General features: G+C 58.2%; 14 protein-coding genes and 2 rRNA genes. 10 read left to right on the forward strand and 6 right to left on the reverse strand.

The genetic code is table 11. The features are described from left to right. Position 1 precedes the first annotated feature (1 nt). From QP994_RS09545 to QP994_RS09555, 3 genes are all read left to right on the forward strand, one after another. A complete protein-coding gene (locus QP994_RS09545) occupies positions 2-880 on the forward strand; it encodes an ABC transporter ATP-binding protein (protein WP_284866492.1) in 879 nt (292 codons plus the stop codon). Beyond that, entirely contained in the window at positions 881-2,080 is a 1,200-nt protein-coding gene (locus QP994_RS09550; protein ID WP_284866494.1) for an ABC transporter permease, read from the forward strand. 83 nt (positions 2,081-2,163) lie between these two features. Beyond that, complete coding sequence (locus QP994_RS09555; protein WP_269966204.1) at positions 2,164-2,508, forward strand: hypothetical protein; 345 nt, start codon at positions 2,164-2,166, stop codon at positions 2,506-2,508. A 339-nt stretch (positions 2,509-2,847) separates the two neighbouring features. Here the strand turns inward: QP994_RS09555 and QP994_RS09560 are convergent, their stop codons facing one another. The 3 genes from QP994_RS09560 to QP994_RS09570 all read right to left on the reverse strand — a co-directional run bounded on the left by QP994_RS09560 (position 2,848) and on the right by QP994_RS09570 (position 5,842). Further along, positions 2,848-5,055, reverse strand: a complete 2,208-nt coding sequence (locus QP994_RS09560) for a CLIPPER-2 domain-containing protein (RefSeq protein ID WP_284866496.1) — start codon at positions 5,053-5,055, stop codon at positions 2,848-2,850. Positions 5,056-5,316: 261 nt separating this feature from the next. Beyond that, on the reverse strand, positions 5,317-5,604 hold the full coding sequence (locus tag QP994_RS09565; protein WP_284866498.1) for a type II toxin-antitoxin system RelE/ParE family toxin: 288 nt from the start codon (positions 5,602-5,604) through the stop codon (positions 5,317-5,319). After that, complete coding sequence (locus QP994_RS09570) at positions 5,588-5,842, reverse strand: type II toxin-antitoxin system ParD family antitoxin (RefSeq protein WP_284866500.1); 255 nt, start codon at positions 5,840-5,842, stop codon at positions 5,588-5,590. The genes QP994_RS09565 and QP994_RS09570 overlap by 17 nt, the downstream gene beginning before the upstream one ends. A 75-nt stretch (positions 5,843-5,917) precedes the next feature. Here QP994_RS09570 and QP994_RS09575 point away from each other — a divergent pair, with 75 nt between their 5' ends. From QP994_RS09575 to QP994_RS09605, 7 genes are all read left to right on the forward strand, one after another. Then, positions 5,918-7,558: a DNA repair helicase XPB gene (locus tag QP994_RS09575; RefSeq protein ID WP_284866501.1), complete on the forward strand. Its 1,641-nt coding sequence runs from the start codon at positions 5,918-5,920 to the stop codon at positions 7,556-7,558. An 11-nt stretch (positions 7,559-7,569) separates the two neighbouring features. Next, positions 7,570-8,217, forward strand: a complete 648-nt coding sequence (locus tag QP994_RS09580) for a DUF3239 domain-containing protein (RefSeq protein ID WP_284866503.1) — start codon at positions 7,570-7,572, stop codon at positions 8,215-8,217. Between the two features lie 65 nt (positions 8,218-8,282). Next, entirely contained in the window at positions 8,283-9,236 is a 954-nt protein-coding gene (locus QP994_RS09585; protein ID WP_284866505.1) for a carbohydrate ABC transporter permease, read from the forward strand. After that, the gene (locus QP994_RS09590) at positions 9,237-10,178 is read left to right on the forward strand and encodes a carbohydrate ABC transporter permease (RefSeq protein WP_502870042.1); all 942 of its coding nucleotides are present in this window, start codon (positions 9,237-9,239) and stop codon (positions 10,176-10,178) included. It abuts the gene before it with no gap. Positions 10,179-10,229: 51 nt separating this feature from the next. After that, entirely contained in the window at positions 10,230-11,558 is a 1,329-nt protein-coding gene (locus QP994_RS09595) for an ABC transporter substrate-binding protein (RefSeq protein ID WP_284866507.1), read from the forward strand. 47 nt (positions 11,559-11,605) lie between these two features. Beyond that, complete coding sequence (locus QP994_RS09600) at positions 11,606-12,739, forward strand: ABC transporter ATP-binding protein (protein ID WP_284866509.1); 1,134 nt, start codon at positions 11,606-11,608, stop codon at positions 12,737-12,739. Between the two features lie 135 nt (positions 12,740-12,874). Continuing rightward, on the forward strand, positions 12,875-14,698 hold the full coding sequence (locus tag QP994_RS09605) for a purple acid phosphatase family protein (protein ID WP_284866511.1): 1,824 nt from the start codon (positions 12,875-12,877) through the stop codon (positions 14,696-14,698). Between the two features lie 60 nt (positions 14,699-14,758). Here QP994_RS09605 and QP994_RS09610 read toward each other — a convergent pair whose 3' ends face one another. From QP994_RS09610 to QP994_RS09620, 3 genes are all read right to left on the reverse strand, one after another. Then, positions 14,759-15,547, reverse strand: a complete 789-nt coding sequence (locus QP994_RS09610) for a sulfite exporter TauE/SafE family protein (protein WP_269966196.1) — start codon at positions 15,545-15,547, stop codon at positions 14,759-14,761. Positions 15,548-15,787: 240 nt separating this feature from the next. Further along, positions 15,788-15,905: ribosomal RNA gene (gene rrf / locus QP994_RS09615) — 5S ribosomal RNA — on the reverse strand. Between the two features lie 140 nt (positions 15,906-16,045). Then, a 23S ribosomal RNA gene (locus QP994_RS09620) occupies positions 16,046-16,165 on the reverse strand; the annotation flags it as partial.

Genomic DNA, 16,165 nt, shown 5'->3' on the forward strand with positions numbered 1-16,165 from the left:
AATGACCACTCTTGAAATCAGAGACCTACGTAAACGCTTCGGCGACACGCAAGCCCTGGACGGAATGAGTTTCACCGTCGGCGATGGCGAGCTCTATGGCTTCGTCGGCTCCAACGGCGCCGGCAAGTCCACCACCATGCGCATTGCGCTCGGCGTGCTCGAGGCAGACTCCGGCGAGGTGCTGCTCAACGGCATCCCGCTTAACGACGGCTCCCGTCGTCGCATCGGTTACATGCCCGAAGAGCGCGGCCTGTACGGCAAAGAAAAGATCCTTGACCAGCTGGTCTTCCTGGCCAAGCTGCACGGGGTTGACGGTGCCGCCGCAAAACAGCGTGGCACAGAACTGCTGGAGGAGCTCGGGCTTGGTGAGCGCGTAAACGACAAGCTCGACGATCTCTCGCTGGGTAATCAACAGCGCGTCCAGCTCGCTGCGAGCCTCATCCACGATCCGGACATCCTCATTCTTGACGAGCCATTCTCCGGCCTCGACCCCGTCGCCGTCGATGTCATGAGCACCATGCTCACCGACCGCGCTCGTGGCGGTGTCCCTGTTGTGTTCTCTTCGCACCAGCTTGACCTGGTCCAGCGTCTCTGCGATCGCGTTGGCATTGTCACCCGCGGCCGCATGGTTGCCGAAGGCACCGTCGATGAGCTGCGCGCAGGCGGCCCGGTTCGCTTCAAGGTGGGCACGACAGCTCGCGGATGGTTCCCGGAGGGCATAACGCTTATCGACGATGCCCCCACCCACGTCATCCTCCAAACCGACTCCATCGATGATGACCAGCGGATTCTCCACGCAGCACTTGCTGCTGGAGACGTCCACGAATTCACCCGCGTTGTCCCCGACCTGACGGACCTGTTCAAGGAGGTCGTGAAGTAAATGAACCCGAACACCTACTCCCCACTCCACACAATCCTCACCACCGCCAAGCGTGAGATCCAGATCCTGTTCAGTAAGAAATCCGTGATCATCACCCTGATCATCATGCTCGTGGGTATCCTCGCCGCCGTCGGTTTCGCGTCCTGGCAAACCAACAAAGACCCGGAAGAGAAGACCACGCCGGTGGCGGTGGTGAACGTCGATAAGCAACTGCTCGAAGGCTCCGGCCTTGAGGCACGTGATGCGGCTGACCGCGCGGAGGCCGAGAACCTCGTGCGCGACGGCGAAGTCAATGCCGCGCTGGTCGCTGAGAATGACACCTGGCAGGTCATCGCTGACGGCACTCCCGATATGTCAGTGATGAGCACCGTGGATGCCCTCGCCGAGTCCTATTCGCAGGTGGCTGCGCTGGAACAGCTGGGAATCTCACCTGCTGATTTCCAGTCCGCCGCCCCGCAGATCAATGTCGAAGCCGTGGACATTGCCGACATCGACGCCGGCAAGGACGACGGGGCCTCCGAAGAAGACTTCATACGCCTGATCACGGCATTCATCCTGCTGATTCTGATCGTGTTCATGGTGATCACCTTCGCCGCGCAGGTCGGTAGCCGCGTGACGGAGGAGAAGTCCTCCCGCGTGGTCGAGCTCGTCCTCTCCGCGGTGCGCCCGTTCGACTTCCTCGCGGGCAAGATCTTGGGCAACCTCGTCTTCGGTTTCGTGTCCACCGCGATCCTGCTCGGCACCGGCGCCATCGCGCTACAGGTCACGGGCCTTCTCGACGGTATCAGCATCGACTGGTCCATCCTGCCCGTCATGTTCGTGTCCTACCTGCTGGCTACTCTCTTCTTCGCAGGCCTCTACGCCGCCGCCGGCGCCATGGTGCAGCGCACTGAGGACCTCCAGTCCACGCAGATGCCTGTCCTGCTGCTGATTTTCGCCAGCTTCTACATCCCTGGCTTCGGCTGGATGAACACTGATGCCACCTGGATGCAGGTAGCCAGCTGGATCCCACCCGTATCAATCTTCTCCGCTCCCCTGACCTACGCGGCCGGTGACTTCACCGCGCTCCAGCTCGCGGGCTCCCTCGCCCTCGCTGCCGTGGCCACGGCGGCTGTTGTCTGGATCGCCGCGCGCATCTACCGCCGCACCATCCTCAACAACGGCAAGACCGCTAAGTGGTCGGAGGTACTGCGCGGCTAGGACCGATTTTTGAGACATCTGGCAGAGGCCAAATATGCATCCTGTTAAACACAGTTGCTGACAACACTCAAGGAGAACCTGCCATGTCTCGATTCACCTTTCCGCCCCGATCCAAGAAATGGGCTGCCGCAGCTACATTGATCGCCAGCACCGCCGCACTGGCCGCATGCGGCGGTGCCGAAACCGACGGTGTTTACGTTGGCACCAGCGAGAACGGAAACGTTGACTACCGCCTGAGCATCGACGGCGATTCGTGCGAGTTCACCTCCACCGCTGACTCTGTCGGCGAGGTACCGCTGGAGTGCGAGATCGACACCGAAGCTCAATCCGTCTCACTCGACGGTTACCCGGCCCCCTACCGGGTCGAAGACAACGGCCTCGTCTTCACTTTCGAGGGCGAGGACATCCTGTTCGAAAAAGAGAGTTAAACCGGCGAGATTGTCCTTGGCCCCTTTTCCTTCGCCGAGCGTGTGTAAAAATTTACATCGCGAAAAATCAGCCCGGATGAAAGCCCTGGTAGAAAATTTCTACTGTTTGGTAGTTACCGGCGCAATGTAAAATTTTACACCGAGGGTGAGCACTCAAGGGCTAAACGAGGCACGGGGCAACAGGCCTTCCCCCGTGCAGGCGTGTTTCCAGTGGAGCAAATACAAATCGGGTCTGAATAAGGATGAACACCCTATTCAGACCCGATTTCCGTATGCTGATCGCCTAAAACGCCGAGGAACAGACAAACATTTTGTTAGTTAACCCCTGCACCGGAACCGTTAAGCAGCATCCTGATCATCGGTGTTCGGAGCCGGCTTCGGGGCCGGGACAGCCTGGGTGCTGGAACCCTTACCGAAGGACTCCTTCAGAGCACCAGCCAAGGACACATCACCGCACAGGCCTGGGACGAACAGGATGATCGAACCAATCAGCGCGCCAAGCAACGCACCCAGCGGGCCACGGTTCTGCGCCACGAACTTCGCAGCCTCCTCGTTGTAGACACCTGCGCCCTTCTGCCAATCAATGATCGACTTATTGATGGCATCAACATTCAGCTGCGACAGACCAGCCGTCAGCAGCCCCAGCACCGGCAGCAGCGCCAACAGCGCACCGCCCGGCGCGTTCAGGCACTTCTCCAAACCAGCCTTGTTCGCCGCCGGAATAGTGATCGTCTGACCATTATTCAGCGTCAACGTGATGGAGTTATCGTCATTACGCACACCGTCAATGACGTAAACATCCTGCTTCTTCTCAAGCTCCTCCACACGCTTAACGAGCTTGTCGTACTCCTCCTTCGTCACAACGATGGTTTCCTTACCCGTCGGATCAATCAACGTGACAGTGCCATCACCGTTGTCCTTGTACTTCAAGGACTGATCAACCAGGAACGTGACCGGGCTGCCTTCGATGGTGAAGAAGTCCGACTCAACCTTGAACGTCACATTCTGGGCATCTGCAGGAACTGCATACTCAACATCAACCTCGCCGGTAGCACCCGGCGCGATGGAGACTTCCTTCTCAACCGGCTCGCCGCCCTCAGGCGTGATGGTCACCTTGGTCATCGGCACATTACCGGTGTTCTTCACCGTGAAGGTGAAGGTGGTGTCCTTACCAGCAATACGTGCCGGGGTCGTCTTGCCAGCAGTCGGATCATCCTTGATCACACCGTCGACCTCAGCGGTGCGGACCTTGGCTTCACCTTCAGCGCCACCGGAAATGGTGCCTGGCAGGACACGGAAACGGTTGATGTAGGTATTGTTCTCCGGATCATCGACAGCATTTCCCTGTTCGTCGATACGCGTGATCTCAGCATTCAGTCCAAGCTCGCGGCCTTCGTCGTATGGGCCGACGCCGACATAAGGATTCCTGCCTTCCAGCGTAATCACGGGCTTGTAGGGCCTACCCTCTACACCATAAACATCGATGTAGATGCTGCCATCCTTATAGAACTGGTCGTCACCATCAGTGGCACCCTTGGTCACCTTGTAGGTGATACCGAGTTTTTCAATCTCGGCGGGGTCGGTGATTTCCCGAACGTAGATATCGTTGTCGCCGAACTCCCAGAGACGGAGCTTTGGTTCCACTTCCTCGGTGAACTTCCACTCTCCATAGTTATTCCCAGAGTGTTGGGATTTCTCGGAGTTCGGAGTCGGAGTGATCACTACCCGCGAATTCTTTTTGGCCAGCAGTCGCTGGTGTAGCCGGTTTACCTTGACCTGATCGCCATCAATTTCGGAACCGTAGGTACCACTGTGGACGTCCTTGCGAGTGATGAAAGTCGCTTGTCCCACGTAAGTGGTCACGATGTTTCGCTCTGCGAGATCCTTCTGCACATCGCCAGAGCCGGTAGTCTTAATTCCCACCTTCCACTTCGCATTCAGCGCCTCAGGTTCCGGGGTCTTGCCCGGCCCGACGTCCCAGCCGTAGCGATTACCAAACTGAACCGGAATCTCGACATCGAGCGTTCCACTTGCGTAGTTCTCTACAGCATCGTTGAAAGTGACCTTTGCGGTCCCTACTGCCTTCGAGTCAAGCGTCGCAATGGCGGTACCGTCGGCAAGCTTGAGTGGCACGCCATCTTGGCTAGTAGAAAGTTCAATGCCGACGCCACGCCCTGACCTATGCTGATTGTCCACTGGGTCGACGTACTCAGTGGTCGGGATGATTTCAACAGTGTCCCCCGCCACTGCATTGGAGATATTGATCTTGATCTTCAGCTTGGCATTCGAGCCCAGAGCTGGAAGACCGGAATCAGCTGTGTCAGCACGGTTGGCACGCACGTCGCCGGTCACGTCCCCATTGTCGTCCGCAAGCACAACGGAAACCACACTGTCATTCGTAATGTGCCCCGCCTGCTGCGCCTGAGCAACAGCGGCACCAAACGGGCTCTCAAAGGACGGGGCAACAACCTGGGCGCCGGAGGCGACAACGCTAGCGGCAAGCGCGATAGCTACTGTGCGCTTGGAAAATGACAGGGAACGAGACATGAAAACTCCTCGAACAGGGGGTGGGCTCGTTCAGGCAGCGCCCACAAAAACGGCAAATACTTTCCAGTGAATTGATAGTAAACGAACATGCCCCGTCAAGCACTTTCCGGATGCGCATAAATTCACGCATAGATTAGGCGCGCTCACCAGCGACGGCATAGTGGAAGATCGACAACGACCAGGAAGGTTTCGTATGGCTTTGGATGACGGCCCGCTCATCGTGCAGTCGGACAAGACAGTTCTTCTTGGTGTCGCCGCATCCTAAAGATACTGGGACGGGTCCATTCGTTGATGAAGCACGCGGATGACTTCCAGGTGATCGCTCAAAGCCCGGTAGAAAATAGTGTGTTTCCCGGTACTCTTCATCCGATAACCAGGCCTAGCCCCCTCCATCGATCGCCCTATTAGTGGATTTCCGGAGAGTATTTCGAACGTCTCCAGAATCTGCCCAACATAATGCTCCGCCCTCAATACCCCCCACTCAGTGGCTGTGTAGCTCCAAATCTCCTCGAGATCTAGCTCCGCATCACGACTAAGCAGATACTTCATGCTGTTTTTTCATTCTTGCGATGAACTCGTCCGGATCGAAATCCTTCACGAATCCGCTTCGCTCACCCTTCTCCAGCTCCGCATTCAGTGCCGCGAAGTGCTTTTCGCGTTCCTCAACTAGGCGCAAACCTTCCCGCAGAACCTCACTGGCGGAGGCGTATCTGCCCTCTTCCAGTAGTTCGGCAATGAACTTGTCATAGCGTTCGCCGAGGACGACAGATGTGTTCTTAGCAGGCATAGCGCAACTCTACCATTTTTTGGTAATACCCCACCGAGGTTCGACTCCCCGAGACTCGACAGGCATAATCGCCCCATGGCTTTAGGTGACGGCCCGCTCATCGTGCAGTCGGACAAGACGGTCCTCCTCGACGTTGCACACCCCCAGGCCGGCGAGGCGCGAGCAGCACTGGCGCCGTTCGCGGAGCTCGAGCGTGCGCCGGAGCACGTGCACACCTACCGGATCACGCCGTTGGCGTTGTGGAATGCGCGGGCGGCGGGCTTCGATGCGGAGCAAGCGGTGGATGTGCTGGAGCGCTACTCCCGCTTTCCGGTCCCCCAGGCGCTGCTCATCGATGTCGCCGAGACGATGGCGCGCTACGGCCGCGTCCGCCTGATCAAGCACCCGGCGCACGGTCTCATTCTCGACGCGGATGACGCCGCGATCCTCACCGAGATCACCCGGAATAAGAAGATTCAGCCAATGGTGGGCAAGCTTATCGACGCCACCACCGCCCCCGTCCACCCCTCCGAACGCGGCCGGATCAAGCAGGAGTTGACCAAGCTCGGCTGGCCGGTCGACGACCGTGCAGGCTATGTCGACGGCGAGTCCCACCCGATCGCGCTCAATCACGACGGCTGGGAACTACGTGACTACCAAAGTCACGCCACCGAGTCCTTCTGGGAAGGCGGCTCCGGTGTGGTGGTCCTCCCCTGTGGTGCGGGGAAGACCATCGTCGGTGCAGCATCTATGGCGCAGGCGCAGACGACCACGCTGATCCTGGTCACCAATACCGTCGCTGGCCGCCAGTGGCGCGATGAACTGCTGCGTCGCACAACGCTCACTCCTGAGGAAATCGGCGAGTACTCCGGTGAGCGCAAGGAGATCCGCCCCGTCACCATTGCCACGTACCAGGTGGTTACGCGCAAAACGAAGGGCGAATACAAGGCGCTTGAACTCTTCGATTCCCGCGACTGGGGCCTCATCATCTACGACGAGGTGCACTTGCTGCCCGCCCCGGTCTTCCGCATGGCCGCAGACCTCCAATCGCGCCGCCGCCTCGGTCTGACAGCAACGCTCGTGCGCGAGGACCACCGCGAAGATGATGTCTTCTCGCTCATCGGCCCGAAACGGTATGACGCCCCCTGGAAAGAACTCGAAATGGCTGGCTACATCGCCACCGCCGAATGCGTCGAGGTCCGCACAACGCTCACCGAAGACGAGCGCATGATGTACGCCACCGCCGAAACCCGGGAACGGTATCGCCTTGCGGCGTGTAGTGAGGGGAAGCTGGGGGTCGTCGATAAGCTTCTTGCGCAACATGTTGACCAGCAGACCTTGATTATTGGCGCGTACATCGAGCAGCTCGAAGACATCGCCGCGCGTACGGGGGCTCCGCTTATCGACGGAAAAACCTCCACCAAGAAACGCGAAGCCACTTTCGATGCGTTCCGGAATGGTGAGATCCAGACCCTCGTTGTGTCGAAGGTGGCCAATTTCTCCATTGACCTGCCTGAAACTGCCGTGGGCATCCAGGTATCCGGCACATTCGGTTCCCGTCAGGAGGAGGCCCAGCGCCTCGGCAGGCTCCTGCGCCCGAAGGCTGATGGTGCGGAAGCGCTGTTTTATACCGTTGTTGCGCGCGACACCCTCGATGCGGAGTACGCGATGCACCGCCAGCGTTTCCTCGCCGAGCAGGGCTACGCCTACCGGCTGGTGGACGCGGCGGACCTTTAGACTAGGGAACCATGAATCGCTTTCACTTCGACGTCGACGAGGCTTTTGCAAAACAGCACAACGAAATGCTCCGCGATACCCGCAAGGTGGTCATCTCCGGTGTGAGCCTGTTTGTCATCTGTGTGGCGGCCGGCGCGGCCATGTGGTTCCTCATGGACCCCGCGAATCCGTGGCGCTGGCTCGGCGGCGTTGGCCTCGCCCTGTTCGGGTGCATGATGCTGCTCGTGGCGTTTTTGGTGCCGCGCTCCGTAGGTAAGGCGCAGGACCTCTACCACCGCTACCCGCTCGTCCCCGCTGTCATCGCCGAGGTGAACCCGCGCGACGTGCTGCTCATGGCACTCGTCAATGTCAACGTGGATGAAACCCTGCCACCGCGCTACGCGGCTGCGCTGCGCACCGTTTCGTCCATCCCCGGTATCGCGGACCCGAAGGTGGGTACGAAGATTCCTGCAGTCGCTGTTGGCGGCCGCCGTTCCACGCGCGATAAGGAGCACTGGCAGGAAGTCACTCCCATGCCCATCGCATGGGCCACGCCAGACAAGGCAATTATCGACGAAGCCCAGAAAACCATCCCCCACGACCAGTGGCGCAAGCTGGATAAAGCACGTGGGCGTCTCGACGATGTGAAGGCCACGAGCATGAACCTTCTCGTTCTGTAAGCGTTCCTTAACTTCTCACCTCAGTTTCATCTCACGTTCATAGACCAGGCTTAGCCTCCCCTCCTATGAACACGACGATTCCTGCGGTGTCGGCGGAGCCGACGATCTCCGAAGGATCCTCGGCGACGTACAAGAAGAAGCGCGCGAAGATCGACTGGAAACAGGTCGGTTTGGCAACGTTGCTCATTGCCCCGAACCTGATCCTTTTGATCCTGTTCACCTACCGCCCACTCATCGACAACATCCGGATTTCGTTCTACAACTGGAACATCTCCTCCCCGAACATGACGTTCGTGGGGCTGCAGAACTACATCAGCTGGTTCAAGGCCCCCGAAACCCCACAAGTTGTGTGGAACACGTTCCTGTTCACGTTCTTCGCGGTAGCAGGGTCGATGGTGATCGGCCTCCTCTTAGCAATTTTGCTGGACCAGAAGCTGGTCGGCCGTGCTGCTGTCCGGTCCATGGTTTTTGCGCCGTACGTCATCGCCGGTGCCGCCATCGGTGTGGCGTTCCAATTCGTGTTTGATCCGCGCTACGGACTCATTCAGCACTTCCTCACGCTTCTCCACATTCCAGTGCCGAACTTCTACCAGCAACCTGGCTGGGCGTTGTTCATGATTACCGTGACCTACATTTGGAAGAACGTGGGCTACGTCTTTGTCATCTACCTCGCTGCGCTCCAGAGCCGACGCGCAGACCTGGACGAAGCTTCGGAGATCGATGGCACTCCTCCCGTCCGGCACTTCTTCCGGGTTGTCCTTCCTCAGTTGCGCGGCACGACATTCTTCCTCTCCATCACCGTGCTGCTCAACTCATTCCAGGTCTTCGACATCATCAATGCAATGACCCGAGGCGGCCCGTTCACGTACGGCACAACCACCATGGTTTTCCAGGTGTACACCGAGACATTCGTGAATAACCGTGCTGGCTACGGCGCTGCCGTGGCCACGATCATGTTCCTTGTCGTGCTGGTCATCACTGTCGCACAAATAAAGATGCAGGAAAGGCTGGACAAGTAGATGGCTACGAAGTTCACGAGAAATGCAGATGATTTGCCACCGGTGCCCGGCAGCCAGGCCGAGGGAGAACCCGTCATCTCCGAGGCCCAGCGCAAACGGAAGAATGAGGGCGTCGATCACAGCTCGCCCGCAATGAAGATTGTCGGCTATATCGCACTCGTGCTGACGGTGTTGATCATCTTGGTCCCGCTGTACTTCATCGTGATCACATCGTTCAAGACGATGCAGGATGTGTTCTCCGACCCAATTACGTTCTGGCCAAACCCATTCGTACCAGAGAACTACGCGCGGGTCTGGGAAACCTCCGGGTTCCCGAATTACCTGCGCAACTCCCTCGGCATCACACTCATCCTCACTGTGATCAAAGTGGTGCTGGGCGTTCTGTCCGCCTACGCCTTTGCTTTCTTGCGGTTCCCCGGCCGTAACTTGCTGTTCCTGCTCGTCATCGCGGCACTGATGGTGCCCAACCAAATCACGATCATCTCCAACTACGCCCTGGCAGCATCTTTGGGCTGGCGCGATACGTGGCAGGGCGTGATCATTCCGCTCGCGGGTGTCGCGTTTGGCTGCTTCCTCATGCGTAACCACTTCCAGTCCCTACCAACGGAAATCATGGAAGCAGCTGACATGGACGGCGCCAATTTCTTCACCAAGCTTTTCCGGGTTGTGCTGCCCATGTCGTGGCCTACTCTGTCCGCGTTCACCCTCATCACAGTGGTGAACGAATGGAACGAGTACCTGTGGCCATTCCTCATCACCGACACACCAGCAGCAGCAACCCTCCCTGTTGGTCTGACCCGCCTCCAAGACGCGGAGGGTCTGACCAACTGGGCCCCGGTGATGGCAGGAACTGTCCTGTCCACCTTGCCAATGATCATCGTCTTCTTGTTACTGCAGAAGCAGATGATCAAGGGCCTGACCGCTGGTGCGGTAAAGGGTTAGCCGCCCTCTCTGACCCACCAGACCTCATTTTCCACACGATAGGAGAACCCTATGTTCAATAAACTTCGCTCGAGCCGCGTCGGCAAAAGCGTCACCGCAGTAACCCTCGCTGCGCTCACTGCTCTGTCCGTCACCGCTTGCGCTGGCGGCAGCACTACCGGCAGCAGCACCGAGCCCGTCTCTGGTGATGACAACAAGATCATCTTCTGGTCCAACCACCCCGGTTCCTCCCGCGACATCGAGGTTGAGTTGATCAAGGCGTTCGAAGAAGAAAATCCAGACATCAAGGTTGAGCTTGTCGACGGTGGCGCGAACTACGAAGAGCTCGCCCAGAAGTTTAACGCCGCTTTGGCTGGTTCGGATCTGCCCGATGTCATCGTCGCGTCAGATGTGACGTGGTTCAACTTTGCCCTCAACGACGCCACCACGCCTCTCGACGAACTGTGGGAGAAGGAAGGACTTGATCCCTCCTCCTACGTGGACACCCTGCGCGAGGACTACGAGTACAACGGCAAGCACTATGGCGCCCCGTACTCTCGTTCCACCAACTTGATGTACTGGAACACCGATGACCTCAAGGCAGCTGGTCTGCCGGAGGATCGCGGACCGGAAACCTGGCAGGAATTCGACGAGTGGGCCACCAAGCTGAAGGAGAAGACCGGCAACCCGGCTCTGGTGATCCCGGACGGCTCGAGCTACCTCGACTGGTACTTCCAGGGCATGGTGTGGGCATTCGGCGGTTCGTACTCCAAGGAGTGGGAGCCGAACTTCTCTGACCCGAAGACCCTCGAGGCCGGCAAGTTCCTCCAGGACCAGGTGAAGAAGGGTCACATTGAGATTGCTACTGACCCGACCGTCGCTTTCGGCAACGGCAAGGCGTCCGCTCTTCTCGAGTCCACTGGTTCCCTCGGCGGTCTGACCGAATCTGCAACCGTGCCGTTCATCACCACCTACCTCCCTGGCCCGAGCCCGTCGGCCGCTACGGGCGGTGCTGGCCTGGCTATCCCGAACAAGATCTCGGACAAGCGTAAGTCCAACGCGATCAAGTTCATCGACTTCATCACCAACACCGAGAACACCATCAAGTTCACCCAGAAGACGGGGTACATGCCGGTGCGCAAGGAGGCGCTCGAGAACCCAGAAGAGCGTGCATACCTGGATGAGAACCCGAACGCTGAGACCGCTATCAAGCAGCTCAACGAGAACACGAAGCCTCAGGACTACGCTCGCGTGTTCGTCCCGGGTGGTGGCCAGCGCATTGGTGGCGCTTTGGACAAGATCACTGTCGGCGGCCAGGACGTAGAGAAGGTCTTCGCTGATCTGGACAAGGAAACCCAGAGCGTCGTCGACCGCGATATCAAGCCGCACCTCAAGAAGTAGTTTCTCAGCCCCACCGCAAACGGGTCTGACCAAGAAAAGGAGCCACTATGGCAACCGTCGAGTTCCGCCAAGCGTCACGTATCTATGATCCGGCGCGCCCACCGGCAGTGAACCGTATCAACCTCAATATCACTGACGGCGAGTTCCTTGTTTTGGTCGGCCCATCCGGCTGCGGAAAGTCCACAACGCTGCGCATGCTCGCAGGGTTGGAGCCTGTCGACGAAGGCCAGATCCTCATCGACGACGAGGACGTCACCGAAACGCGTCCCCGCGACCGTGACGTCGCCATGGTGTTCCAGTCCTACGCCTTGTACCCGAACATGACGGCGCGCCAGAATATGGCGTTCGCACTCGAGAACGCCAAGATGGACAAGGCGACCATCAATGAACGAGTCGAGTTCGCAGCGAAAATGCTCGAGCTCGAGGATCTCTTAGACAGCAAGCCCTCCGCGATGTCTGGCGGTCAGCGCCAGCGCGTCGCGATGGGACGCGCCATTGTGCGTGAGCCAAAGGTGTTCTTGATGGATGAACCGCTGTCCAATTTGGACGCGAAACTGCGAGTTTCCACTCGCTCCCAGATTCTGGCACTGCAGCGGAAACTCGGCACGACCACCGTCTACGTCACGCACGATCAGACGGAGGCCATGACCATGGGCGACCGCGTGTGTGTGCTCAAAAACGGCATCCTCCAGCAGGTTGATACTCCTGGCACGTTGTACAAGAATCCCGGCAACACCTTTGTAGCTACATTCATTGGATCACCTGCCATGACGCTCATTGAAAACGTCAGGATCCAAAGCAGCCGCGCCGTGATCTTGCATGATGCGCTCGAGCAGGACTTGAAAATGCCGCCAAGCCAGATGGAAAAGGTCCACACCGACAAGGTCATCATTGGCGTGCGCCCCGAGAACTTCAACGTGGTGTCCGTGAATGAGAAGCCCTCAGAATTCGCGTTGCCGTTGCGCGTAGATATTGTCGAGCACCTCGGCGCCGAGGCTTACGCCTACTGCACTCCCCTCTTTCCGGAGGAATCCGACTTGGTTGTCCGTGGTGGCCGCGTCATCGTGCGTCTCAACCGTGGTGTGAAAGCGGATAGTGGCGACACACTATGGATCAATATGGACGAAGATGGCGTCGTTTTCTTCGATCCCGAGACTGAGATCAACCTCGACTATCTGTAAAAGACAACACCCGCAAGTTTCAAAGAAACCTGGGAAAAAGTTCACATTTTCGTTAGAGCAGCGAAACTGTAGGTTAACCCTGCCACGGCATGGTGGCTCACGACAGTGTCAACAACTGCCGAAGGGTTTTTAACCGTGCAATCTAAATCCACTACATTCAAGCTGCTTGCCGTTGTAGCAGGTACCTCTGTTCTCTTGGCTGCGTGCTCGCCGAGTGAGGAGAACGCGTCGTCGCAGAACACCGGCGCCAACAGTACTGCGTCGAAGGACGCCGATCCGGTCTATGGCGAAAAGAATGGCCTTGACCTCATCGAGCTCTCGGACAAGAAGCCTGAGGTCGCCGAGGTCGAGCTGGACAACAAGCCAGACCGCATCGCCATGAACATCACCGAAGACCCCTCCACCGAGATGGGCTTCAACTGGTACACCAAGGATGACCTCGATGACTCCATGCTCCGCGTTTCCGAGCAGGAGGACATGTCCGGCGCAATGGAATTCCCGGCAGAGACCACTGAGGTGACCAACCGCTACGCTGAGCGTGACAAGGACGGTTACTACATCTACGCCTCCGCTCCCACGGACGAGGACGGCAAGTTCATCCTCAACGACGAGGGAAAGCCGGAAGAGATCAAGGGCTACTTCACCGACGAGCAGATCACCCGCGAGAACACCAAGTGGACTTCCGAGGGCCCGAAGCTGGGCTACCTCGAGCTCGTGGACGTGAAGGAGAACAGCAACAAGAGCAAGGCCACCGGCCTGGAGCCGGGCAAGAAGTACTACTTCCAGGTTGGATCTGAGTCGGAGGGCTTCTCCGAAACCGGTTCGTTTACCACCGCGGACCCGAACGCGAAGGAAGTTCAGTTCATCCACTACACCGACACCCAGAACGCCTACTGGAACGCCAACGTGAACAACGAGGCCGCCTACGGCGCCAACACCCTGGAGAAGGCCATGGAGGTTGCCCCGAACGCGACCTTCGCGGTGCACACCGGTGACTTCGTGGAAACCGCAGCGGTTGAGGACGAGTGGGTGGACAACCTCAACATGTCCCGCAAGGCCAACCTCAACCTGCCGCACGCCTACACCCCAGGCAATCACGACGAGTACACCCTCCTGTGGGAGAAGGGCAAGCACCTCACCTCCTTCAACGAACACACCAACACCCCGATCACCGGTGACGCCGTTGACGGTGGCTCCTACTACTCCTACGACCACTCCGGCATCCACTTCGTTGTTCTGAACACGAACGACAACAAGGAGTCTGACGACAACCCGGAGAAGGGTGCCATTGGCAAGAAGCAGATGGAGTGGGCAAAGCAGGACATCGCCGCCGCACGTGAGGCCGGCGCCAAGTGGATCGTGCTGACGTACCACAAGCCGGTGTACTCCGCTTCGTACCACGCACTGCAGGACAAGGATGTCCAGGTGACCCGCGAGGAGTTCGTGAAGATCGCCGATGAGCTCGGTGTTGACGTTGTCCTCCAGGGCCACGACCACAACCTGACCCGCACCAAGTCCCTCGTGTACACCCCGGACAACTTCGCGTACGGCGAGGTCGAGGAGACGGAGAAGGAAACGATCGACGGCGTTGAGCACCACGTCAACCCGCAGGGCGTCACCTACATCATCCCGAACACCTCGGGCACCAAGACCTACGACGCGATCTACAAGAAGGGCGCAGACCACGTACACAAGGTCCGTCCGAAGCTGGATTGGATGACCGACGAGGACACGGACTACTGGAACTCGCTTTACGACGTTGCCGAGCAGCCCGAGGACTCCCCCAAGTTCGAGCACAAGCACGAGAACTACCGTCAGTCCACCATCCAGTCCTTCGCTGTCTACACCGTCACCGACAACACGTTCAAGATTGACTTCTACCAAGTCTCCGGTGACCTGCACAAGGGCGAAGACCGCAAGGTTGAGCTGTACAACTCCTACGGCATCGTGAAGAAGTAACTCTCTTCCCGCTCATAACTGAAGGCCGCCTCCCACAAGGGAAGCGGCCTTCTTTTCGGCTTAAACGAACTGCCGGACCAGCGCATACACCGCGACTGTCACGATCAGTCCCTTCAAGAAGGTGTTGGACAGCCTCTTCGCAATCCGCGAGCCCACGAGACCTCCGATGAGCCCGCCCACCGCAAGAACCGCGACACCAACCCAGAGGATCTCCGCGTCGAAGAACAAGAAGGCAATCAGGTACACCAATGCGGCGACGGTGTTCACGAACATGGATAGGAAGTTCTTCACCGGGTTCACGTCCTTGAACGGACGACCAGTACCCACACCCATGATGGCCATGTAGAGCACGCCCTGTGCCGCAGTAAAGAACCCGCCGTACATCGACGCGAGACCCATCGCACCCACCAGGCCAGGACGCTTATATGGCTTACCGACGGGCCCCCCACCCTCACTCATCTCCTGACTCGCCGAGAACCAAGTGACGAACTTCTGCTGGAAGATCACCAGAATGAGTGCCACCACGATCAGGATGGGAATAACAAAGTCCAACGCTGAAGAAGGCGTGGCAAGAAGCAGCAACGAACCCGCAGCTGCACCCACGATCGTCGCTGTCGTCAGCGGACCGAGATACGGCAGTTCCTTCTTCGTCTCCTCGCGGAAACCCCACGCCGAACCAAAGGACGCGAACATCATGCCGATCGTGTTCGTGCGCACTGCCACGCCCGGAGGCACACCAATGGCCAACAGCACGGGCAATGTCAGCAGCGAACCCGAACCGACTGCCGAGTTGATAATGCCCGCCATAATGCCCATGGCGAACAACAACAAGCCGGAAAGAATAGTCATCGAATCAAAGCTCCTGACATCTCACTGCTAAACCTGAAGAAGATTCTAGGCCTTCGCCGGCTAAACAAGTGTCGGTTGTTGGGTTGGTTTGACGATGGTGTTGTCACCGCACTGTTTCCCCAGGAGAACACGACGCGGTAGACGCGATAGTCAAACCGGGTATGCAAAAGTAACGCGGCACCCGTCACTGTGGTGTGGGGGTGCCGCGTTGGGTTATGTAGTTGTTTATTTGTGTTTTTAGGCCGGCGGTAACTTACTCTCCCACACCCTCCCGGGTGCAGTACCATCAGCGCGGGTGGGCTTAGCTTCCGGGTTCGGAATGGGACCGGGCGTTTCCCCACCGCTATCAACCACCGACACATCCTTGGGGTTTGTGTCATGGTGACCAACAAGTGGTCGGTATGTAATTAGTTTTGTTTTGTTTCTGACGTGTGTGGTGTGTCAGATACTGCATAGTGGACGCGAGCGGCATGTGTAACACGTGTGTGTTGGCCGTTTGTTGTTTGTTGTTTGGTGTATTAGTACCAGTCACCTTCGCACATTACGGTGCTTCCAGATCTGGCCTATCAACCCAGTAGTCTGCTGGGAACCTATGAAACCTCATCTTGAAACAGGCTT

It is taken from the genome of Corynebacterium sp. MSK044 (assembly GCF_030232825.1).
In the GTDB taxonomy this organism is placed as follows: Bacteria; Actinomycetota; Actinomycetes; order Mycobacteriales; family Mycobacteriaceae; genus Corynebacterium.

What these genes read in the sequence shown, in the direction of transcription:
- QP994_RS09545 (WP_284866492.1), top strand. Translation starts at nt 2, where the DNA reads ATGACCACTCTTGAAATCAGAGACCTACGTAAACGCTTCGGCGACACG.
- QP994_RS09590 (WP_502870042.1), top strand. Translation starts at nt 9,237, where the DNA reads ATGGCTACGAAGTTCACGAGAAATGCAGATGATTTGCCACCGGTGCCC.
- QP994_RS09610 (WP_269966196.1), bottom strand. Translation starts at nt 15,547, where the DNA reads ATGACTATTCTTTCCGGCTTGTTGTTGTTCGCCATGGGCATTATGGCG.
- QP994_RS09565 (WP_284866498.1), bottom strand. Translation starts at nt 5,604, where the DNA reads ATGAAGTATCTGCTTAGTCGTGATGCGGAGCTAGATCTCGAGGAGATT.
- QP994_RS09560 (WP_284866496.1), bottom strand. Translation starts at nt 5,055, where the DNA reads ATGTCTCGTTCCCTGTCATTTTCCAAGCGCACAGTAGCTATCGCGCTT.
- QP994_RS09555 (WP_269966204.1), top strand. Translation starts at nt 2,164, where the DNA reads ATGTCTCGATTCACCTTTCCGCCCCGATCCAAGAAATGGGCTGCCGCA.
- QP994_RS09595 (WP_284866507.1), top strand. Translation starts at nt 10,230, where the DNA reads ATGTTCAATAAACTTCGCTCGAGCCGCGTCGGCAAAAGCGTCACCGCA.
- QP994_RS09600 (WP_284866509.1), top strand. Translation starts at nt 11,606, where the DNA reads ATGGCAACCGTCGAGTTCCGCCAAGCGTCACGTATCTATGATCCGGCG.
- QP994_RS09580 (WP_284866503.1), top strand. Translation starts at nt 7,570, where the DNA reads ATGAATCGCTTTCACTTCGACGTCGACGAGGCTTTTGCAAAACAGCAC.
- QP994_RS09585 (WP_284866505.1), top strand. Translation starts at nt 8,283, where the DNA reads ATGAACACGACGATTCCTGCGGTGTCGGCGGAGCCGACGATCTCCGAA.
- QP994_RS09575 (WP_284866501.1), top strand. Translation starts at nt 5,918, where the DNA reads ATGGCTTTAGGTGACGGCCCGCTCATCGTGCAGTCGGACAAGACGGTC.
- QP994_RS09550 (WP_284866494.1), top strand. Translation starts at nt 881, where the DNA reads ATGAACCCGAACACCTACTCCCCACTCCACACAATCCTCACCACCGCC.
- QP994_RS09570 (WP_284866500.1), bottom strand. Translation starts at nt 5,842, where the DNA reads ATGCCTGCTAAGAACACATCTGTCGTCCTCGGCGAACGCTATGACAAG.